The 20475-nt window shown below is 56.3% G+C and carries 18 protein-coding genes, 2 tRNA genes and 2 other RNA genes; 11 read left to right on the top strand and 11 right to left on the bottom strand.

The genetic code is table 11. The annotated features are described in order from the left end of the window. Window positions 1-11 precede the first annotated feature (11 nt). Genes selD through ACJ8IM_RS00485 form a run of 4 tightly spaced genes read left to right on the top strand, consistent with a single transcriptional unit; the run spans window position 12 to window position 4391 of the window. A complete protein-coding gene (selD, locus tag ACJ8IM_RS00500) occupies window positions 12-1055 on the top strand; it encodes a selenide, water dikinase SelD (RefSeq protein ID WP_033654374.1) in 1044 nt (347 codons plus the stop codon). 8 nt (window positions 1056-1063) lie between these two features. Next, a complete protein-coding gene (gene mnmH / locus ACJ8IM_RS00495; protein ID WP_033654372.1) occupies window positions 1064-2173 on the top strand; it encodes a tRNA 2-selenouridine(34) synthase MnmH in 1110 nt (369 codons plus the stop codon). Further along, window positions 2173-4098 (top strand): DNA topoisomerase III, encoded by a 1926-nt coding sequence (locus ACJ8IM_RS00490; protein WP_033647606.1) that lies wholly within the window; start codon window positions 2173-2175, stop codon window positions 4096-4098. The genes mnmH and ACJ8IM_RS00490 overlap by 1 nt, the downstream gene beginning before the upstream one ends. After that, complete coding sequence (locus tag ACJ8IM_RS00485; RefSeq protein ID WP_033654371.1) at window positions 4095-4391, top strand: YnjH family protein; 297 nt, start codon at window positions 4095-4097, stop codon at window positions 4389-4391. Before ACJ8IM_RS00490 ends, ACJ8IM_RS00485 begins: the two co-directional genes overlap by 4 nt. 21 nt (window positions 4392-4412) lie before the next feature. Here ACJ8IM_RS00485 and ACJ8IM_RS00480 read toward each other — a convergent pair whose 3' ends face one another. The 9 genes from ACJ8IM_RS00480 to ACJ8IM_RS00440 all read right to left on the bottom strand — a co-directional run bounded on the left by ACJ8IM_RS00480 (window position 4413) and on the right by ACJ8IM_RS00440 (window position 8694). Then, on the bottom strand, window positions 4413-4814 hold the full coding sequence (locus ACJ8IM_RS00480) for a pyrimidine (deoxy)nucleoside triphosphate diphosphatase (RefSeq protein ID WP_033654369.1): 402 nt from the start codon (window positions 4812-4814) through the stop codon (window positions 4413-4415). A 44-nt stretch (window positions 4815-4858) separates the two neighbouring features. Further along, complete coding sequence (gene xthA, locus ACJ8IM_RS00475) at window positions 4859-5665, bottom strand: exodeoxyribonuclease III (protein WP_033647602.1); 807 nt, start codon at window positions 5663-5665, stop codon at window positions 4859-4861. A gap of 101 nt (window positions 5666-5766) precedes the next feature. Next, window positions 5767-6339, bottom strand: coding sequence for a TIGR00730 family Rossman fold protein (locus ACJ8IM_RS00470; RefSeq protein WP_101455576.1), 573 nt, complete (start codon window positions 6337-6339; stop codon window positions 5767-5769). Window positions 6340-6523: 184 nt separating this feature from the next. Next, a non-coding RNA gene (locus ACJ8IM_RS00465) (RtT sRNA) lies at window positions 6524-6650 on the bottom strand. A gap of 47 nt (window positions 6651-6697) precedes the next feature. Beyond that, window positions 6698-6824, bottom strand: a non-coding RNA gene (locus ACJ8IM_RS00460) — RtT sRNA. A gap of 47 nt (window positions 6825-6871) precedes the next feature. Beyond that, window positions 6872-6956, bottom strand: a tRNA-Tyr gene (locus ACJ8IM_RS00455). A 96-nt stretch (window positions 6957-7052) separates the two neighbouring features. Next, a tRNA-Tyr gene (locus ACJ8IM_RS00450) sits at window positions 7053-7137 on the bottom strand. Window positions 7138-7312: 175 nt separating this feature from the next. Then, entirely contained in the window at window positions 7313-8161 is an 849-nt protein-coding gene (purU, locus tag ACJ8IM_RS00445; protein WP_016927485.1) for a formyltetrahydrofolate deformylase, read from the bottom strand. A gap of 68 nt (window positions 8162-8229) precedes the next feature. Further along, window positions 8230-8694 (bottom strand): YchJ family protein, encoded by a 465-nt coding sequence (locus ACJ8IM_RS00440; RefSeq protein ID WP_033634796.1) that lies wholly within the window; start codon window positions 8692-8694, stop codon window positions 8230-8232. 118 nt (window positions 8695-8812) lie between these two features. Between ACJ8IM_RS00440 and rssA the strand changes: the two genes are divergently transcribed. The 5 genes from rssA to ACJ8IM_RS00415 all read left to right on the top strand — a co-directional run bounded on the left by rssA (window position 8813) and on the right by ACJ8IM_RS00415 (window position 14367). Next, the gene (gene rssA / locus ACJ8IM_RS00435; protein ID WP_033654364.1) at window positions 8813-9715 is read left to right on the top strand and encodes a patatin-like phospholipase RssA; all 903 of its coding nucleotides are present in this window, start codon (window positions 8813-8815) and stop codon (window positions 9713-9715) included. A gap of 103 nt (window positions 9716-9818) precedes the next feature. Continuing rightward, a complete protein-coding gene (rssB, locus tag ACJ8IM_RS00430; protein WP_033634794.1) occupies window positions 9819-10832 on the top strand; it encodes a two-component system response regulator RssB in 1014 nt (337 codons plus the stop codon). Window positions 10833-11045: 213 nt separating this feature from the next. Beyond that, window positions 11046-11963: a UTP--glucose-1-phosphate uridylyltransferase GalU gene (gene galU / locus ACJ8IM_RS00425; protein ID WP_033634792.1), complete on the top strand. Its 918-nt coding sequence runs from the start codon at window positions 11046-11048 to the stop codon at window positions 11961-11963. Window positions 11964-12003: 40 nt separating this feature from the next. Next, window positions 12004-13347, top strand: a complete 1344-nt coding sequence (locus ACJ8IM_RS00420; protein ID WP_033634791.1) for a UDP-glucose dehydrogenase family protein — start codon at window positions 12004-12006, stop codon at window positions 13345-13347. Window positions 13348-13356: 9 nt separating this feature from the next. Continuing rightward, window positions 13357-14367: an NAD-dependent epimerase gene (locus ACJ8IM_RS00415; RefSeq protein ID WP_033654362.1), complete on the top strand. Its 1011-nt coding sequence runs from the start codon at window positions 13357-13359 to the stop codon at window positions 14365-14367. 186 nt (window positions 14368-14553) lie between these two features. Here the strand turns inward: ACJ8IM_RS00415 and hns are convergent, their stop codons facing one another. Next, window positions 14554-14961, bottom strand: a complete 408-nt coding sequence (hns, locus tag ACJ8IM_RS00410) for a histone-like nucleoid-structuring protein H-NS (RefSeq protein WP_004932170.1) — start codon at window positions 14959-14961, stop codon at window positions 14554-14556. Window positions 14962-15661: 700 nt separating this feature from the next. Between hns and ACJ8IM_RS00405 the strand changes: the two genes are divergently transcribed. Continuing rightward, a complete protein-coding gene (locus ACJ8IM_RS00405) occupies window positions 15662-16246 on the top strand; it encodes a thymidine kinase (protein ID WP_033634789.1) in 585 nt (194 codons plus the stop codon). Between the two features lie 119 nt (window positions 16247-16365). On the opposite strand, the gene adhE is transcribed toward ACJ8IM_RS00405, so the two are convergent. Next, window positions 16366-19038 carry a bifunctional acetaldehyde-CoA/alcohol dehydrogenase gene (gene adhE, locus ACJ8IM_RS00400; RefSeq protein ID WP_038877249.1) on the bottom strand — a complete coding sequence of 891 codons (2673 nt, stop codon included), beginning with the start codon at window positions 19036-19038 and terminating at the stop codon, window positions 16366-16368. 531 nt (window positions 19039-19569) lie between these two features. Here adhE and ACJ8IM_RS00395 point away from each other — a divergent pair. After that, the gene (locus tag ACJ8IM_RS00395) at window positions 19570-20214 is read left to right on the top strand and encodes a YchE family NAAT transporter (RefSeq protein WP_015378089.1); all 645 of its coding nucleotides are present in this window, start codon (window positions 19570-19572) and stop codon (window positions 20212-20214) included. Window positions 20215-20475: the final 261 nt, after the last annotated feature.

Raw genomic sequence — 20475 nt, 5'->3', positions numbered from 1 at the left:
GGGAGTGGACTATGACATCGCCAGCGATCCGTTTAACCCAGTACAGCCATGGCGCTGGCTGCGGCTGCAAAATCTCACCGAAAGTTCTCGAAACCATCTTGCACAGCGAGCGGGAAAAGTTTGTCGATCCGCGCCTGCTGGTCGGCAATGAAACCCGCGACGACGCGGCGGTGTACGACATCGGCAACGGCGTCGGCATCATCAGCACCACCGACTTTTTCATGCCGATCGTCGACGATCCGTTCGATTTCGGCCGCATTGCGGCCGCCAACGCCATCAGCGACGTGTACGCCATGGGCGGCAAACCGATTATGGCGATCGCCATTCTCGGCTGGCCGATCGCCAAGCTGCCGCCGGAGGTGGCGCAGCAGGTGATCGACGGCGGGCGTTTCGCCTGCCAGCAGGCGGGGATCGCGCTGGCCGGCGGCCATTCCATCGATGCGCCGGAACCTATTTTCGGCCTGGCGGTCACCGGCGTGGTCAATACCGAGCGGGTGAAGAAAAACAGCGCGGCACAGGCCGGGGCGAAACTCTATCTGACCAAGCCGCTGGGCATCGGCGTGCTCACGACCGCCGAGAAACAAAGCAAACTGCGCACTGAGCATCAGGGCCTGGCGACCGAAGTGATGTGCCGCCTGAACAAGCCGGGCGCCGATTTTGCCGAGGTGGCGGGCGTCACGGCGATGACCGATATCACCGGTTTTGGCCTGCTGGGCCACCTGAGCGAGGTGTGCCAGGGCTCCGGTCTGCAGGCGACGGTCTGGTTCGATCGGGTGCCGAAGCTGCCGGACGTCGAAGCGTATATCGCCGAAGGGTGCGTGCCGGGCGGCACCGGGCGCAACTTCGACAGCTATGGCCATCTGGTGGGCGAGATGAGCGATTTGCAGCGCCAGCTGCTGTGCGATCCGCAAACCTCCGGCGGCTTGCTGTTGGCGGTATTGCCAGAGGCGGAAGCGCAGGTGCTGGCGATTGCCGGGCAGCACGGTATCACCCTCAACGCTATCGGTGAATTGCATGCCGCACAGACCGGGCAACCACTGATCGAGGTCGTGTAGTGTCCCACATGCAAGGAAGGCCGGACAGCGACGATTACCCACGCATTTTCCTGCAGGACGTGCCGCTGATTGACGTGCGCGCACCGATCGAATTTCAGCAGGGCGCTTTCGCACAGGCGGTGAATTTACCGCTGATGATCGACAGCGAACGCCAGGCGGTCGGCACCTGCTATAAGCAGCATGGGCAGCAGGCGGCGATCGCGCTCGGCCACAGCCTGGTGAACGGCAAACTGCGCGAACAGCGCACCGCCGCCTGGCTGGCGGCCTGCGCAGCGCGGCCCGAAGGCTATATTTACTGCTTCCGCGGCGGGCTGCGCTCGCAGCTGGTGCAGCAATGGCTGCACGAGGCCGGCGTGAGTTATCCACGTATCACTGGCGGTTATAAGGCGCTGCGCAATTATCTGCTCGGTGTACTGACGCAAAGCGCGCAATTGCCGATGGCCCTGGTGGGCGGCAATACCGGCAGTGGCAAGACGCTGCTGGTCAACGAACTGGCCGACGGCATCGATCTGGAAGGCGCGGCGCGCCATCGCGGTTCATCTTTTGGCCGAACGCTGGCGGGGCAGAGCTCGCAGATAGATTTTGAGAATCGTCTGGCTGTGTTATTGCTGAAAAAACAGCATGGTGGCAGCCGCCGTTGGGTGCTGGAAGACGAAGGGCGGATCATCGGCAGCAACAATCTGCCGTTGCCGTTGTTCAACGGCATGCAGCAGGCGCCGGTGGCGGTGATCGACGATCCGTTCGATATTCGTCTGGCGCGCTTGCAGGCCGAATATATCGACGGTATGCGCGAACAGTTCGAACAGGCCTATGGCATGGAAGAGGGCTGGCGACAGTACGACGACTATTTGCATCATGGCCTGTTCGCCATTCGCCGCCGTTTGGGCCTGGAGCGCTTCCAGCAGTTGACGCAGCGGCTGGAGGCGGCGCTGCGGGCGCAGCGCCTCAGCGGCCAGGGCGACGCGCACCGCGAGTGGTTGGCGCCTCTGTTGCAGCAGTACTACGATCCGATGTATTGCTATCAGCTGGAAAAGAAAGCCCAGCGGATCGTCTTCCGCGGGAACTATGCAGAAGTAAGAGAATTCTTGATGACGTTCAGCCAGAAAAACGGTGATTAATGCGACTGTTCATAGCCGAGAAACCGAGTTTGGCGCGCGCCATTGCCGACGTCTTGCCCAAGCCGCATCGCCGCGGCGACGGCTATATCGCCTGTGGCAACAACGACGTGGTGACCTGGTGCGTCGGCCATCTGTTGGAGCAGGCCCAGCCTGACGCCTATGACAGCCGCTATGCGCGCTGGTCGTTGGCGGATCTGCCAATCATCCCCGAAAAATGGCGCTTGCAGCCACGCCCTTCGGTCAGCAAACAGCTCAACGCCATTAAAAAGCTGCTGCACGAAGCCGATGAAGTGGTTCACGCCGGTGACCCGGATCGCGAGGGGCAACTGCTGGTGGATGAGGTGCTGGACTACCTGGATTTGACGGCGGAGAAGCGCCAGAACGTGCGCCGCTGTCTGATCAACGATCTCAATCCGCAGGCGGTGGAGCGTGCTGTCGAGCGTCTGCGCGATAACCGTGATTTCATTCCGTTGTGCGTGTCTGCGCTGGCGCGTTCGCGCGCCGACTGGCTGTACGGCATCAATATGACCCGCGCCTACACGCTGCTGGGCCGCAACGCCGGTTACGACGGCGTGCTGTCGGTGGGCAGGGTGCAGACCCCGGTGCTCGGATTGGTGGTGCGCCGCGATGAAGAGATCGAAAACTTCGTGCCAAAAGACTTCTTTGAGGTCAAGGCGCACATCGTCACGCCGAAAGAAGAGCGCTTCGTGGCGCTGTGGCAACCCAGCGAGTCCTGCGAACCTTATCAGGATGAAGAGGGGCGTTTGCTGCACCGGCCGTTGGCGGAGCACGTGGTCAAGCGCATCGAGGGGCAGCCTGCCCTGGTCACGTCCTATAATGATAAACGGGAATCAGATACCGCGCCGCTGCCGTTCTCGCTCTCTACGCTGCAAATCGAGGCGGCCCGGCGCTATAACCTCAGCGCGCAACAGGTGCTGGACGTTTGCCAGCGGCTGTACGAAACCCACAAATTGATCACCTATCCGCGTTCCGACTGCCGCTATCTGCCGGAAGAACATTTCGCCGGCCGCCACGCGGTGCTGAACGCCATCAGCGTGCACCAGCCTGAGCTGTATCCGCAGCCGGTGATCGACAGCGATCGCCGCAACCGCTGCTGGGACGATAAAAAGGTCGATGCGCACCACGCCATTATTCCCACCGCCCGCGCCGGCAAGGTGAATCTGACGCAGGATGAACGGAATGTGTATGGGCTGGTGGCGCGCCAGTACTTGATGCAGTTCTGTCCGGATGCGGTGTTCCGCAAATGCGTGATCGAGCTGGATATCGCCGGCGGCAAATTCATCGCCAAGGCGCGTTTCCTGGCGGAGGCCGGTTGGCGTACGCTGCTGGGCAGCAAGGAGCGCGACGAGGAAAACGAAGGCGCGCCGCTGCCGGTGGTGGCCAAGGACGATGAGCTGCTGTGCGAGCGCGGTGAAGTGGTGGAGCGCCAGACGCAGCCGCCGCGGCCGTTTACCGACGCCAGCCTGTTGTCGGCCATGACCGGCATCGCGCGGTTCGTACAAGATAAAGCGTTAAAGAAAATCCTGCGGGCGACCGATGGTTTAGGTACGGAAGCGACGCGAGCGGGGATCATCGAATTGCTGTTCAAACGGGCGTTTCTGTACAAGAAGGGGCGCTATATTCACTCCAGCGAAACCGGGCGCGCGTTGATTCACTCGCTGCCGGATCTTGCTGCGCGTCCTGATATGACGGCCAACTGGGAAGCCACGCTGACGCAAATCAGCGAGAAATCCTGCCGCTATCAGGACTTTATGCAGCCGTTGGTCGGCACGCTGCAAGAGCTGATTTATCAGGCCAAGCAGAGCCGGGCGAGCATGGCGTTTCGTGGGTTGCCGCCGCCGCCTTCCAGCGGGGGCAAAAAACGCAGGAAAAGCGCCGGCAAGGCGCAGGAGAAGAGTGAATGAAGCATGGACTCAGTGGGGTTTTAGCCGCCGCTGTCTTGGTGTTTTCCGGCCTGGCCGCCGCCAATCGCGGCGATGTGGACGTGGTGTTGCCGGTTTCGCCGGAGATTTGGGGCACGGCCAAAAGCGGCGTCAATCCGCCGCCGGCGCAGCCCTGCAATCGCTGTTGCGTCTACCAGAACCAGAATTATTCCGAAGGGGCGGTGCTCAAAGTCGAAGGGGAAGTGCTGCAGTGCGTGCGTGAGCCTAACACCATCGGCACCAACCCCTTGATTTGGGTGCGATTGAAGAAGTGACGATGTAACCTATCGCCGCGCTCAGCGCGCATCGCCTTGCGCGGCGATATAGTCCGCCAGCAGTGGAACGTCGGCGGGCGCCAGGGCGTATTCCTGCGCCTGTTGCGGCGTGACCCAGACCAGCGCCGAGTGGCAATGCAGCTGCAATTCACCGGAGAACTCCGCGACTCGCCAGGCATGCAGCCGGATGAGGCGTTCGCCTTGCTGCCACTGATTGCTGCCCACATGGTCGCCGATACGGGCGCAAATCCCCAACTCTTCATCCAGCTCGCGCGCCAGCGCCTCTGGCTGGCTTTCGCCGGCTTCAACCTTGCCGCCGGGAAACTCCCACAGACCGGCCTGATCGCTGCCTGCGCCGCGCTGGGCCAGCAAAATGCGGCCGTTCTGTTCCAGAATGGCGGCTACCACGTCGATAATTTTCATTGGCTTCACAGAGTAAAACCCCGGCGAGCGCCGGGGTGATGGGTTTACAGCGTAAATTCCGCCCACACCGGCGCATGGTCGGAAGGTTTCTCCATCCCACGGGTTTGGTAATCGATGCCGGTGGCGATGCAGCGCGAAGCCAGCGGGGTGCTGGCCAGCAGCAGATCGATACGCAGGCCGCGGTTGTCGTCGAACCCTTTGGAGCGGTAGTCGAACCACGAGAATTCGTCGCTGCGCCCCGGGTTGGCGTGGCGGTAGGTGTCCACCAGCCCCCAGTTCAGCAGGCGCTCCATCCATTCGCGCTCTTCCGGCAGGAAGGAACACTTGCCGGTGCGCAGCCAGCGTTTGCGGCTGTCTTCGCCGATGCCAATGTCATAATCGCTTGGGCTGATGTTCATGTCACCCATAATCAACACTGGGGATTCAGCCGACAGCTGCTGCTCCAGGTAGTTTTGCAGATCCTGATAAAAGCGTGTTTTAGCCGGGAATTTGATCGGGTGGTCGCGGCTTTCACCTTGCGGGAAGTAGCCGTTGATCACCGTCAGCGTGCCCTGCGGCGTAGCCAGATCGGCCATGATGATGCGACGCTGCGCATCTTCTTCATCGGTCGGGAAACCGCGGCGCACGGCCAGAGGCTCCGCTTTGGTCAGCAGCGCTACGCCGTAATGGCCTTTTTGCCCGTGATAGAACACGTGATAGCCGTGCTGGCTGACTTCTTCCAGCGGGAACATGTCGTCGTGAACTTTCGTTTCTTGCAGGCCGATCACGTCGGGCTGGTGCTGTTCGATAATTGCCGCCAGCTGATGCGGACGCGCGCGCAGTCCATTGATATTAAAAGAGACAAACTTCATGAGCGGTGCCGTTTTCACGATAAAAATGTGCTGTGATAGTAGCAGAGTTTGGCGGGAAATGTAACGCAGACAGCGGCGGGACCGCTGGCTGCGCAGCGGCTTTATCTCGCCCAGCGGTCGTAATTTTTGGGTTGATAGTCGTCAAACTGTTGCAGCAGCGTTTGCGCCGATTCACTGATGTGCAGGGTGCCGAGGTAGTCGTGGCGCATAAAGCCCTGATCGGCGACGTGCTTGAGGAACTGGCTCAGCGGGCGGTAGAACCCGTTGACGTTGAGCAGGCCGACCGGTTTGTTGTGATAGCCGATTTGCCCCCAGGTCCAGATTTCAAACAGCTCTTCCAGCGTGCCGATGCCGCCGGGCAGGGCGATAAAACTGTCCGCCAGCGCCGCCATACGGGCTTTGCGCGTGTGCATATCCGGCACCACTTCCAATTCAGTCAGGCCGCGATGCGCGGTTTCCGCTTCAACCAGGCGCTCGGGGATAATGCCGACAGCTTCACCGCCCGCCGCCAACACCGCGTCCGCCACGATCCCCATCAATCCTTTTTTGCCGCCGCCGTAGATTAAACGGCGCCCCTGTGCGGCCAGCAGCTGCCCCAGTTGACGAGCCTGCTCGGCATAAGCGGGATTGACGCCTTCGCTGGCGCCACAAAAAACGCAAATATTGTTTCGCATCCACCTGTTCCTTACTGCACTAAAGAAGCCAGTGGTATAGCGAATTGTCGGCCGGAGTTCAAGTTACGGCTGGGAGGCGGAAATAAAACGCCGGATGAGAGTGCCGTTCGACGGTGTGAGTTTTCCCGAAGCGGAGTGATAGATGCGATGTGCTTTGATGAGGTTTGGGGGATTTTATAAAAGATGGTGGTGGGGGAAGGATGATTCGTCGCTGCGCGACTCACCCTGCTGGCCGCGCTGAAGCGCGTTGTCTCACTGCGTGAGACTCGAACCTTGTCGAAGCTTCTCATCCTTCCCCAGTGCGGAGCATTATGGGTGCGATGTGCTTTAAGTTTATTTGGGATTTTCTATAAAGAGATGGTGGTGGGGGAAGGATAATTCGTCGCTGCGCGACTCACCCTGCGGGCCGCGCTGAAGCGCGTTGTCTCACTGCGTGAGACTCGAACCTTGTCGAAGCTTCTCATCCTTCCCCGGTGCGGAGCATTATGGAGGCGATGTGCTTTAAGTTTATTTGGGGTTTTCTATAAAGAGATGGTGGTGGGGGAAGGATTCGAACCTTCGAAGTCTGTGACGGCAGATTTACAGTCTGCTCCCTTTGGCCGCTCGGGAACCCCACCATGGTATTCATGGATTTACAAATTGTCGTTCCAGTTTTATCCGGAAGAAACCTGGCCGGTTTCTTTACTGCGTCCTCGCTCCTGGCGGAGAGAAGATGGTGGTGGGGGAAGGATTCGAACCTTCGAAGTCAGTGACGGCAGATTTACAGTCTGCTCCCTTTGGCCGCTCGGGAACCCCACCATATACATGGCTATTTAACTGGCCTTGCTTGCGAGAGCGCTGTCTCGGTAAGCGGGGCGCATCATATCAAATGAAGCGGATGTGTAAAGCATTGAAATGCAGAAAATGAATCGTTTGCCGTTTTTTTATTCTTGGCGGTGCATCCCTGAACGAAATGCACCGATTTATTGAGCGATTACAGAATAACGGTGCGGTTGCCGTAGACGAAGACGCGCTGCGCCAGCACCTGATACAGCGCGCGGCTGAGCACATTTTTCTCCACGTCGCGGCCGGCGCGCATCATATCCTCGGCGGAATAGGTGTGATCGACGTGGATCACGTCCTGCATGATGATCGGGCCTTCGTCGAGATTGTCGTTAACGTAGTGGGCGGTGGCGCCGATGATTTTTACCCCGCGCTCATAGGCCTGGTGATAAGGGCGCGCGCCGATAAACGCCGGCAGGAACGAATGGTGAATGTTGATCACCTGATTCGGATAATGTTGCACGAAGGCCGGGGTCAGCACGCGCATATATTTGGCCAGCACCACGTAATCCGGCTGATATTGATCGATCTTGGCCGTCATTTCGCGGTCATGCTGTTCACGCGTCAAGCCTTCGTGGCTCACCAGATGGAAAGGAATATCGAAACGCTCCACCAGCGATTGCAGCGTGTCGTGGTTGCCGATCACGGCGGCGATTTCAACGTCGAGGCCGCCATAGGCGCTTTTCATCAACAGATCGCCCAGGCAGTGGGCCTCTTTGGTGACCAGCACCACGATGCGACGGCGCCCGGTGCTGTGCAGCTCACGCAACGAACCTTCCGGCAGCGCGCTGTCCAGATCGGCCAGCAGCGTGTTGTCGTTGAAAATGCCTTCCAGCTCGGTGCGCATGAAGAAACGCCCGGTGCGGTGATCGACGAACTCATTATTCTGCACGATATTGAGTTCGTGCTTGTAACAGATGTTGGTGATCTTGGCGATCAGCCCTTTGGCGTCCGGGCAGATGGTGCGTAACACTTTCCGTTGTACATTTTGGTGTGGCATGGGTTTGAGGATCCTGTCTGATACTGAACGGCCTGTCTGCGCAGGCGTAAACGTGAAGCGCCGGCCGGCTAGCGCCCGCAGCACTTCTTGTATTTTTTCCCTGAGCCACAGGGACACATCGCATTTCTGCCGGGCTGGGGTTTGGTGCCGTCGATATAATACCAACGTTGATCGCGACGAAGGAAGCGCGAGCGCTCATGCATCGCCTGTGGTTCGCCGCTTTCGCCATCGATAAAGCGGGCGATGAATTCGACGAAGCCTTCATCCGGCTCATGACCGGCTTTCTCTTCCACGATCGTCAGGCCTAACCATTCGGTATTTTTAAAGCTGTCGACGATTGCATTGCGCCACGCTTCGGCGCCGCAGTCGGGGTGCCAGGTGGCGATCAGATAGTCGACGTTATGACTCACGTAGGCGGTGAAGCGTGAACGCATCAGCTGACCGGGCGTGGGTGCCGGCTGATTGCCGCTGATAAAAGGGGCGCAGCACGCGTTATACGCCTGTCCGCTGCCGCATGGGCATGATTCGGGCAAAATAACTCCTGAGAACACGAGGCAGAAAATGAATTTAGCGCATATGTTACCTAACAATATTCGTCAGTGACAATCTACCCTGAAAGCAGAGAACACCTTTCACCGCGAGGATGGCGCTATGCGGCAAATCAAGATCGGACTGGCGCTGGGGGCGGGCTCGGCCAAAGGCTGGGCGCACATCGGCGTGATTAATGCGATAAAGAAACTGGGGATTGAGGTTGATATCGTGGCCGGTTGCTCCGTCGGCGCGTTGGTGGGGGCGGCGTTCGCTAGCCACCGTTTGCCGGCGATGGAGCAGTGGGTGCGATCGTTCAGCTATTGGGACGTGATTCGCCTGATGGACTTTTCCTGGCACCGTGGCGGCCTGTTGCGCGGCGAGCGGGTGTTTAACGCCGTCGGACAGTTGTTGAAGATCAATGATATCGCCGAATGTGCGCTGAAGTTCGGCGCCGTGACGACCAATCTCAGCACCGGGCGTGAGCTGTGGCTGACCGAAGGTGATATTCATCAGGCGATACGCGCCTCCTGCAGCATGCCTGGCCTGTTGGCACCGGTGTGGGCCGACGGCTATTGGCTGGTGGATGGCGCGGTGGTCAATCCCGTGCCGGTGTCGCTTTGTCGCGCCATGGGCGCCGATATCGTCATCGCGGTCGATCTGCAGCATGACGCGCACCTGATGCAGCAGGATCTGTTCTCGATACGTATCGAGGAAGAAAGCCCGGACGATGCGCCTGCGGCCACCTGGCGCGGGCGTCTGCGGGAGCGCATCGGCAGAATGCGGCAGCGCAAACCGGCGACGGCGCCCACGGCGATGGAGGTCATGGGCACCTCGATTCAAATGCTGGAAAATCGCCTGAAGCGCAACCGGATGGCGAGCGATCCGCCGGATGTGCTGATTCAACCTTTTTGCCCGCAAATCTCGACGCTGGATTTCCACCGCGCCAATGAAGCGATCGAAGCGGGATTGCTGGCGGTGGAAAAACAACTGGATCGGTTGTTGCCGTTGATAAAAAATAGATAATTCTCGGTTCTCGGTTGGCATTGCGCGGTCAGTCTGTTTCAGACGAGCATAAGTGACCTTTTTGAGCCACTATTACACTATGGAAAGGGACGAGGCTCGGCTGATGGCATTACCACTTACTCACAAGCGCATCTTGATCGTTGAGGACGAACAGGTTTTTCGTTCGGTGCTGGTCGGTTATTTGGCCTCGCTGGGCGCTGAAACCGGCGAGGCGACCAACGGTTTACAGGCGTTGAGTGCCGTCGATGACTTCAAGCCGGATCTGATTCTGTGCGATCTCGCGATGCCGGAAATGGGCGGTATCGAATTCGTTGAACACCTGCGTTTGCAGGGGGTACAGATCCCGGTGCTGGTGATCTCGGCCACCGACAAGATGGCGGACATCGCCAAGGTGCTGCGGTTGGGCGTGCAGGATGTGCTGCTCAAGCCGCTGACCGATCTCAACCGCCTGCGTGAAGCGGTGCTGGCGTGCTTATACCCCAATATGTTCACCTCCCAGGCGATTGAAGAGGTTGAACTGTTTCAGGATTGGGACGCGCTGAGCAAAAATCCTTCCGAAGCCGTCAAACTGCTTAAACAATTGCAGCCACCGGTACAGCAGACCATTGCGCATTGCCGGATCAACTATCGGCAGTTAACCACCGGCGAAAATCCCGGCCTGGTGCTGGATATCGCCGCCTTGTCAGAAAAGGATCTGGCATTCTATTGTCTGGACGTCACGCGCGCCGGCGATAATGGCGTATTGGCGGCTTTGCTGTTGCGCGCGTTATTTAATGGGCTGCTGCAAGATCATCTGGCTAATCAACAGCATCGTCTGCCGCAAATGTCGGCATTGTTAAAGCAGGTTAATCAATTATTGCGGCAGGGGAAATTAGACGGTCAATTCCCTCTGTTGTTGGGATATTATCACGCCGAAAATAAAAACCTGATCCTGGTTTCCGCCGGGCTGCATGCCAACGTCAATACCGGTGACAATCAAATCCAGCTGAACAACGGCGTGCCGCTGGGGACGCTGGGAGCTACCTACATGAATCAGATCAGTCAGCGCTGTGCCGCCTGGCAGTGTCAGGTATGGGGCAGCGGTGGCCGATTGCGGCTGATGCTCAGCGCTGAATAACAGGCAGCGATCGGCGAGATCTTAAGCTATTCACTTATCGGTAATTAAACCGTTTATTTATTCTCCCGATTATCCGAACGGGTAATAGTCCTAAATGTTTTCTATTTGTGTTCCGGCTAATGCTCGGCGCGTATAAGCTGGTATACTCCGAAGGTTTTTTTATATCGAGCCCAAGCTCATAAAATGAGCGCTTTAGCTTTAAGAGAGGAAATAATGCCTGCTGTAAATCGCAAAGTCAGAAAAGCCGTGATCCCGGTTGCAGGCTTGGGTACGCGGATGTTGCCGGCCACCAAAGCCATTCCGAAAGAAATGCTGCCGCTGGTTGATAAACCGCTGATCCAATACGTCGTCAATGAGTGCATTGCGGCGGGGATTAACGAGATTGTGCTGGTCACCCACTCCTCCAAGAACTCGATCGAAAACCATTTTGATACCAGTTTCGAACTCGAAGCGATGCTGGAAAAACGCGTCAAGCGCCAATTGCTGGATGAAGTGCAGTCGATCTGCCCGAAAGGCGTTACCGTGATGCAGGTTCGTCAGGGCAATGCCAAAGGCCTGGGGCACGCAATTATGTGTGCCTACCCGATGGTGGGCGATGAGCCGGTCGCGGTGGTGCTTCCTGACGTGATCCTCGACGAATACAGCGCCGATCCGAAAAAAGACAACCTGCACGAAATGCTGCAGCGCTTCGAAACCACCGGCGTTAGCCAAATCATGGTTGAACCCGTGCCGCATAAGGATGTCGGAAACTACGGCGTAGCCGACTGCAAGGGCGTCGATCTGCAACCGGGCGAAAGCGCGCCGATGGTCAGCGTGGTCGAGAAGCCGTCGCCGGATAAAGCGCCTTCCAACCTGGCGATTGTCGGGCGTTACGTGTTGTCCGCCGATATTTGGCCGCTGTTGGCGAAAACGCCTCCAGGCGCCGGCGATGAAATTCAGCTGACTGACAGCATCGAAATGCTGATGCAGCAGGAAACGGTGGAAGCGTATCATCTGAAAGGTGTGAGCCATGACTGCGGTAACAAACTGGGTTACATGCAGGCTTTTGTAGAGTACGGCATGCGTCATGCCAGCCTGGGCAAAGAATTTTCTCAGTGGCTGCAACAGGTTGTTGCCGCTGACAAGAAGTAATTTGATCTTTCGTCTTAATTTGAAAAACTAGGATTTTCACATGAAAGTAACAGTTTTTGGTATTGGTTATGTGGGGCTGGTACAGGCCGCGGTGCTGGCTGAAGTTGGCCATGACGTTATGTGCATCGATGTTGATGAGCGAAAAGTCGAAAACCTGAAAAAAGGGAATATCCCGATTTTTGAGCCGGGCCTGGCGCCGCTGGTGCAGCAAAACTATGAGGCCGGGCGCCTGCATTTCACCACCGATGCCAAAGCGGGCGTGGCGCACGGGAATATCCAGTTTATCGCCGTCGGCACGCCGCCGGATGAGGACGGCTCCGCCGATCTGAAATATGTCACCGCGGTGGCGCGCACCATCGCCGAGCACATGACCGATCGCAAAGTGGTGATCGACAAATCCACCGTGCCGGTCGGCACGGCGGACAAGGTGCGCCAGGTGATGGCGGAAACGCTGGCTAAGCGCGGCAGCAACGTGCCGTTCGACGTGGTGTCCAACCCTGAATTCCTGAAGGAAGGCGCCGCGGTGGCTGACTGCATGCGCCCTGAGCGCATCGTGATCGGTACCGATAATAAAGAGGTGATCGAACCTATTCGCGAGCTGTACGAGCCGTTTAACCGCAATCACGATCGTATGATCATGATGGATATCCGCAGCGCGGAACTGACCAAATACGCCGCCAACTGCATGTTGGCGACCAAAATCAGCTTTATGAACGAAATGTCCAACCTGGCGGAAATGCTGGGCGCGGACATCGAGAAAGTGCGCCAGGGCATCGGTTCCGATTCACGCATCGGCTATCACTTCATCTACCCTGGCTGTGGCTACGGTGGCTCTTGCTTCCCGAAAGATGTGCAGGCCTTGATCCGCACGGCGGAGCAGATCGGTTACCAACCGAAGCTGTTGCAGGCGGTAGAGCAGGTCAACTACCAACAGAAAGACAAGCTGAGCAGCTTTATCAAAGACTATTTCGGCAGCGATTTGAAGGGCAAAACCTTCGCACTGTGGGGCCTGGCGTTCAAGCCGAATACCGATGACATGCGTGAAGCCTCCAGCCGCGTGCTGATGGAGCAACTGTGGGCTGCCGGCGCCACCGTTCAAGCCTACGATCCGGAAGCGATGAACGAAGTTCAGCGCATCTATGGCCAGCGTGACGATCTGAAACTGATGGGCACCAAAGAGGCTGCGTTGCACGGCGCCGATGCGCTGGTGATTTGCACCGAATGGCAGAATTTCCGCGCGCCGGACTTCGACGTGATCAAGGGTGCGTTGAAACAGCCGGTGATCTTCGATGGACGTAACCTGTACGATCCGGAGCGTTTGGCGAATCGTGGCTTTACCTACTATGCGATTGGCCGCGGCGCATCGATTAAACCGGTTATTTAAGGAGTGACCATGAAATTCCTGGTTACAGGCGCCGCAGGGTTTATTGGTTATCACGTTGCAGAGCGTTTGTTGACCGCCGGGCATCAGGTTGTCGGCATCGATAACCTGAATGACTATTATGACGTGGGCCTGAAAACGGCCCGTCTGGACAGACTGGCGGATAAGCCGGGATTCTGCTTTATCAAGCTGGATTTGGCCGATCGCGAAGGCATGGCGGCATTGTTCGCCGAGCATCAGTTTCAGCGCGTCATTCATTTGGGCGCGCAAGCCGGCGTGCGTTATTCGCTGGTCAACCCGTTGGCTTATGCGGACGCCAACCTGATCGGCCATTTGAACGTGCTGGAAGGCTGCCGGCATAATAAGGTCGAGCATTTACTTTACGCGTCCTCCAGCTCTGTTTATGGCCTCAATCGCAAGCTGCCGTTTGCTACCGAAGATTCTGTCGACCACCCTGTGTCACTGTATGCGGCAACCAAAAAAGCCAATGAGCTGATGTCACACAGCTACTCTCATTTATACGGTCTTCCGACGACGGGGCTGCGCTTCTTTACCGTATATGGTCCCTGGGGGCGTCCGGATATGGCGCTGTTCAAGTTTACCAAGGCCATATTGGCGGGGGAGAGCATCGATGTATATAACCACGGTGAAATGCACCGTGACTTTACTTACATTGATGATATCACCGAGGCTATTGTGCGGCTGCAGGCGGTTATTCCGCAGGCAGATCCGTCATGGACCGTTGAACAGGGATCGCCGGCGACCAGTTCCGCGCCGTATCATGTTTATAATATCGGCAATAACTCCCCCGTTAAACTGATGGAATATATCACGGCATTGGAGCAGGCTTTGGGGGTAACGGCCCGCAAGAATATGCTGCCGATGCAACCTGGCGACGTGATGGATACCAGCGCGGATACCGCAGAGCTTTATCGTGACATTGGTTTTAAGCCGGAAACCAGCGTTGAAGAGGGTGTGAAGCGCTTTGTTGATTGGTATAAGGCATTCTACCAGGTTCAATAATTGAACGAGGGTAAATGCGATAAAGGGGCCTTAGGGCCCTTTTTTTTCACTGGGATTTCGTGCAAGGAGGAAAATGCGAATTAGGATATTTACTAAAAGAAAAGGGATGAGGCGGGATCACGGCTATAAGCTTTAAAATGAAAAGGCCCCCCGCAGGGAGCCTTTCAGATACGGACTGAATCGCTATTACAGCAGGAAATCATCCAGAGATTTACCTTGCTCTTCGATAGCTTTCTTAATCACCGCAGGGGTACGGCCTTGGCCGGTCCAGGTTTTCAGTTCGCCGTTTTCGTCTTTATATTGGTATTTAGCAGGACGTGCTGCACGTTTTGCTTTGCCGGCAGCCTTGTTGGCAGCCATGGTTTGCAGCAGTTCATTCGGATCGATACCGTCAGCAATCAGCATTTCGCGGTATTGCTGCAGTTTACGGGTGCGTTCTTCGATTTCTGCTTGAGCCTGGCTGTCTTCTTCGCGACGTTCGTTCACAACAACTTCCAGTTTCTCGAGCATTTCTTCCAGCGTTTCCAGTGTGCATTCTCTTGCCTGGGCGCGCAGAGTGCGGATGTTGTTCAAAATCTTTAATGCTTCGCTCATTGTCCTAGTCTCAAATTATATTGGTGGGGGGCGTCTCGATAATAATAGAGTGCTATTTTCCTTTCTGCAATAGCCAAATTGACTTGAATACTCAAATTTACCTTTTAAAAAACCGTTAATCGGATCTGTCCGACTAATATAGGAAGGGCTGTTAACTATTACCCTCACCGCACTTAAGTCAAAATTTCAGCAGGCATGCTTTAAAATGCGCGTGGCACAAGGCTTTCATCGATAAGTTATCGCTGTAATTTATATCAATATTACAATGGGTTCTGTGGGCTTAATCACGTCATGACGAGGCAGACATTGTAAACAATAGGGGTATCTGGGTAAAGATTGCGTCAGGAAACGTCGGGGGAGAACGAAGGCGATTAAATGCCCTGTATTGGCCTCACGTATAATAGGCAAGCACTCCGCCGCGGTCGCGGCGCCTGCCGAGGTGAAAGGGGGGATTATGCATTAATCGGCAAATGACCGGCTTAACCATTAGCAAGAATTAATAGTGATGACAGGCATACATTATCCTGTAAATAGCGGTAAAAAGAACGGGCCGACAGAAGGATATGTTTCGCTTGAAAGCGCATTATTACGGCGAACGCAATATTCGCTCGCTTTGGGCTGAGCCGGGGGGCGGGTTATGGTACACTCACCGTCCTAATCAACATTTGAATATTTCTTATACCATCGGAGTTGCGGGGCCATGGCTCAACTTTATTTTTATTACTCTGCGATGAATGCCGGCAAGTCCACCGCGCTGCTACAGTCTTCATATAACTATCAAGAACGTGGTATGCGCACGCTGGTGTTCACCGCGGAGATCGATCACCGCTTTGGGGTGGGCAAAGTCAGCTCGCGCATCGGTTTATCCTCGCAGGCCCAGCTCTATAACAACGACTCGATGCTGTACGCCATGATTCAGCAGGAGCATCAACAGCAGCCGGTGCATTGCGTGCTGCTGGATGAAAGCCAGTTCCTGACCAAGGCCCAGGTTGAGCAATTGTGCGATGTGGTGGACCAACTGGACATTCCCGTATTGTGCTACGGCCTGCGTACCGATTTTCTCGGTGAGCTGTTTATCGGCAGCCAATATTTGCTGGCCTGGGCTGATAAGCTGGTGGAATTGAAAACCATCTGCCACTGCGGGCGCAAAGCCAATATGGTGTTGCGGTTGGATGAAAACGGCCAGGCGATGCACGCCGGTGAGCAGGTGGTGATTGGCGGTAACGAGAGCTATGTCTCCGTCTGCCGCAAGCATTATAAAGAGGCGATTCACTCCCTGGAGTAGGGGAGAAAACGCCGCCAAAGCCCGCTGAAGCGTTTTGGTGACCTGAGTCGAAATGCAGCGCCTCGGGCGCAATAAAAAACCCGCCGTGTGGCGGGTTTTTCTATCGGTTCACGGAACCGTTATTTCTTGGGCTTCTTTACCGCGGTTTTGGCGGCAGCAGGAGCGGCAGCTTCCTCTTCTACCGCTTCGCTGAATTCGCGGCCGTAGAAGGTATCCAGCATGATTTGCTTCAGTTCGGCAATCAGCGGATAGCGCGGGTTGGCGCCGGTGCATTGGTCGTCGAACGCGTCTTCCGACAGCTTGTCGACTTTCGCCAGGAAGTCCGCCTCCTGCACACCCGCTTCGCGGATGGAGGTTGGGATGCCCAACTCGGTTTTCAGCTCGTCCAGCCAGGCCAGCAGTTTCTCAATCTTCTGCGCGGTGCGGTCGCCCGGAGCGCTCAGGCCGAGGTGGTCGGCGATTTCAGCGTAGCGGCGGCGCGCCTGAGGGCGGTCGTACTGGCTGAAGGCCGTCTGCTTGGTCGGGTTGTCGTTCGCATTGTAGCGAATAACGTTGGAAATCAGCATCGCGTTGGCCAGGCCGTGCGGAATGTGGAACTCCGAACCCAGCTTGTGCGCCATGGAGTGGCAAACCCCAAGGAAGGCGTTGGCGAAAGCGATACCGGCGATGGTGGCGGCGTTGTGCACGCGTTCACGAGCAACCGGGTTTTTCGCGCCTTCTTTATAGCTGGCCGGCAGATACTCTTTCAACAGTTTCAGCGCCTGCAGCGCCTGGCCGTCGGAGTATTCGTTCGCCAGCACCGAGACGTAGGCTTCCAGCGCGTGGGTGACCGCATCCAGACCGCCGAAGGCACACAGGGATTTCGGCATGTTCATCACCAGGTTGGCGTCGACAATCGCCATGTCCGGGGTCAGCGCATAGTCGGCCAGCGGGTATTTCTGCCCGGTGGTGTCGTCGGTCACGACGGCGAATGGCGTGACTTCCGAACCGGTGCCTGAGGTGGTAGTGATAGCGATCATCTTCGCTTTCACGCCCATTTTCGGGAACTTGTAGATACGCTTGCGAATGTCCATGAAGCGCAGCGCCAGATCCTCGAAGTGGGTTTCAGGATGTTCGTACAGCACCCACATGATTTTCGCAGCGTCCATCGGCGAACCGCCGCCCAGCGCGATGATGACGTCCGGTTTGAAGGAGTTCATCTGCTCGGCGCCTTTACGCACGATGCTCAGCGTCGGGTCGGCTTCCACTTCGAAGAACACTTCGGTTTCGATGCCGTGAGACTTCAGAACCTTGGTGATCTGGTCGGCATAGCCGTTGTTGAACAGGAAACGGTCGGTCACGATGAAGGCGCGTTTTGCCCCGTCGGTCGCCACTTCTTCCAGCGCGATAGGCAGCGAGCCACGGCGGAAGTAGATCGATTTCGGAAGTTTATGCCACAACATGTTTTCTGCTCGCTTCGCTACAGTTTTCTTGTTGATCAGGTGTTTAGGTCCGACGTTTTCAGAGATGGAGTTACCACCCCAGGAGCCGCAACCCAGCGTCAGCGAAGGCGCGAGTTTGAAGTTATACAGGTCGCCGATACCGCCCTGAGAAGCCGGGGTGTTGATCAGGATGCGAGCCGTTTTCATTTTATCGCCGAAGTAGGCAATGCGAGCCGTTTGGTTATCCTGGTCGGTGTACAGGCAGGAAGTGTGGCCGATACCGCCCATGGCGACCAGTTTTTCGGCTTTGGCGACGGCGTCTTCGAAGTCTTTGGCCCGGTACATCGCCAGCGTCGGCGACAGTTTTTCATGGGCGAAAGGTTCGGACTCGTCGACCAGCTTCACTTCGCCGATCAGCACTTTGGTGTTGGCCGGCACTTTGATGCCTGCCATCTCGGCGATTTTCGGTGCGGATTGCCCGACGATGGCCGCGTTCAGACCGCCGTTTTTCAGGATGATGTCCTGCACCGCTTTCAGTTCTTTACCCTGCAGCAGATAGCCGCCGTGCGAAGCGAAGCGTTCGCGTACCGCATCATAAATAGAGTCGACGACGATGACCGACTGTTCGGAAGCGCAGATAACGCCGCTGTCGAAGGTTTTGGACATCAGGATAGACGCGACCACGCGCTTGATGTCTGCGGTTTCGTCTACCACCACCGGCGTATTACCGGCGCCGACGCCGATGGCCGGTTTGCCGGAGCTGTAGGCGGCTTTCACCATGCCCGGGCCACCGGTGGCCAGGATCAGGTTGATGTCCGGGTGGTGCATCAGCTGGTTGGACAGTTCGACGGTCGGTTGGTCGATCCAACCGATGATGTCTTTCGGCGCGCCGGCGGCGATAGCGGCTTGCAGCACGATATCGGCGGCTTTGTTGGTGGCATTTTTCGCACGCGGGTGCGGCGAGAAGATGATGCCGTTACGGGTTTTCAGGCTGATCAGCGCTTTGAAGATCGCGGTAGAAGTTGGGTTGGTGGTAGGGACGATACCGCAAATCAGGCCGATAGGCTCGGCGATGGTGATGGTACCGAAGGTGTCATCTTCAGACAGGATGCCACAGGTTTTTTCATCTTTATAGGCGTTGTAGATGTACTCGGAAGCGAAGTGGTTTTTGATCACTTTGTCTTCGACGATACCCATTCCGGATTCTTCCACGGCCATTTTGGCCAACGGGATACGGGCATCAGCAGCGGCGAGGGCGGCAGCGCGGAAAATTTTATCCACTTGCTCTTGAGTGAAGTTGGCATATTCGCGCTGGGCTTTTTTGACACGTGCGACAAGCTCGTTCAGTTCAGCGACATTCGTTACAGCCATAATGCTCTCCTGATAATGTTAAACTCTTTCAGTAAATAAGCCGTGCGAGCCACTAGTATAGTCATAACGGGAATAAACGGTGATTTGAATACCGGGGCTTTCCCGCGTTATTTCTTCGCATGCTGCTGATTTGCTTAAAGAGCTTCACCCTACGCCAACCGGAGGGGCAGGCAGTGAGGAGAAGGGAACCGGCTGGGTTGCCGCCGACTTTGTTCTACTCCCTGACTACGACTAAGAGCTTACCTACTGTTGGGTAGTCGATTTGTGATCTAAATCATGAAAAGTGCAAGCTGACACCTTTCAGCTTGCCGGTGTTGGGAATCATTCTTGATAACTGTGAGCGATGACTCTTTTTTCAACATAAAAAATCAAAAGGCCATACATCACTTTAACAAAGGGCATTTGTTTCGTTGCATAACTTGCTGACAGTCAAAAATGCTGCTTTGGCCGGATGGATTACCCGCGCCAATTCCATTACATTAGCGCGCATAGGCAGCACACCTTTTTTATAGCGATTAATGCGGAGCATCTGTGGGCCAATCTCTGTTGGATCTTTCCGGCTTTATCAAGTTCTTTGTCGGTCTGTTTGCGCTGGTCAACCCGGTGGGCATCTTGCCGGTGTTTATCAGCATGACCAGCTACCAGGCGGAAGCGGGGCGCAATAAAACCAACCTGACCGCCAACCTGTCGGTCGCCATCATTTTGTGGACGTCGCTGTTCCTGGGCGAAGGGATCCTGCGGATGTTCGGCATCTCTATCGATTCGTTCCGCATCGCCGGCGGTATTCTGGTGGTGACCATCGCCATGTCGATGATCAGCGGCAAGCTGGGGGAAGACAAGCAAAACAAACAGGAGAAATCGGAGAGCGCGATCCGCGAAAGCATCGGCGTGGTGCCGCTAGCGCTGCCGCTGATGGCGGGGCCGGGGGCGATCAGTTCCACCATCGTGTGGAGTTCCCGTTATCACAACTGGCAAAGCCTGCTCGGCTTTACGGTGGCGATCGCCTTGTTCGCCTTTTGTTGCTGGCTGTTGTTCCGCGCCGCGCCGCTGTTGGTGCGTTTGCTGGGGCAGACCGGCATCAACGTGATCACCCGTATCATGGGTCTGTTGCTGATGGCGCTCGGCATCGAGTTTATCGTTACCGGCATTAAGGCGATATTCCCCGGCCTGTTGTAATACCCTTTGTTTAGCCGCGTACCTTTCGCGTCGGCGCGGCTAAAATTAATTTTAAAGTTTAAATTATTTATTGGTTCGCATTATTATAGTGCACAGAGTGAATAAAAATTATGCCGTTGCACTCTTATGTTGCATAAATCTCATGTTGCTGCTCAAAAAAAACGCTGAGCGTTATTTCAAACACTTTTCCTCCCCCCTTTTCGCGCATTTTGCCCCCGTTCAACGGTAAAGCTGTTGTTAAATTAGTCACATCATTCTGTG

This window comes from Serratia sp. CY33525 (assembly GCF_052169115.1).
GTDB lineage: Bacteria > Pseudomonadota > Gammaproteobacteria > Enterobacterales > Enterobacteriaceae > Serratia > Serratia sarumanii.
Note: the sequence above shows the minus strand (reverse complement) of the source record. Positions and strands in the feature narration are given on the sequence as shown.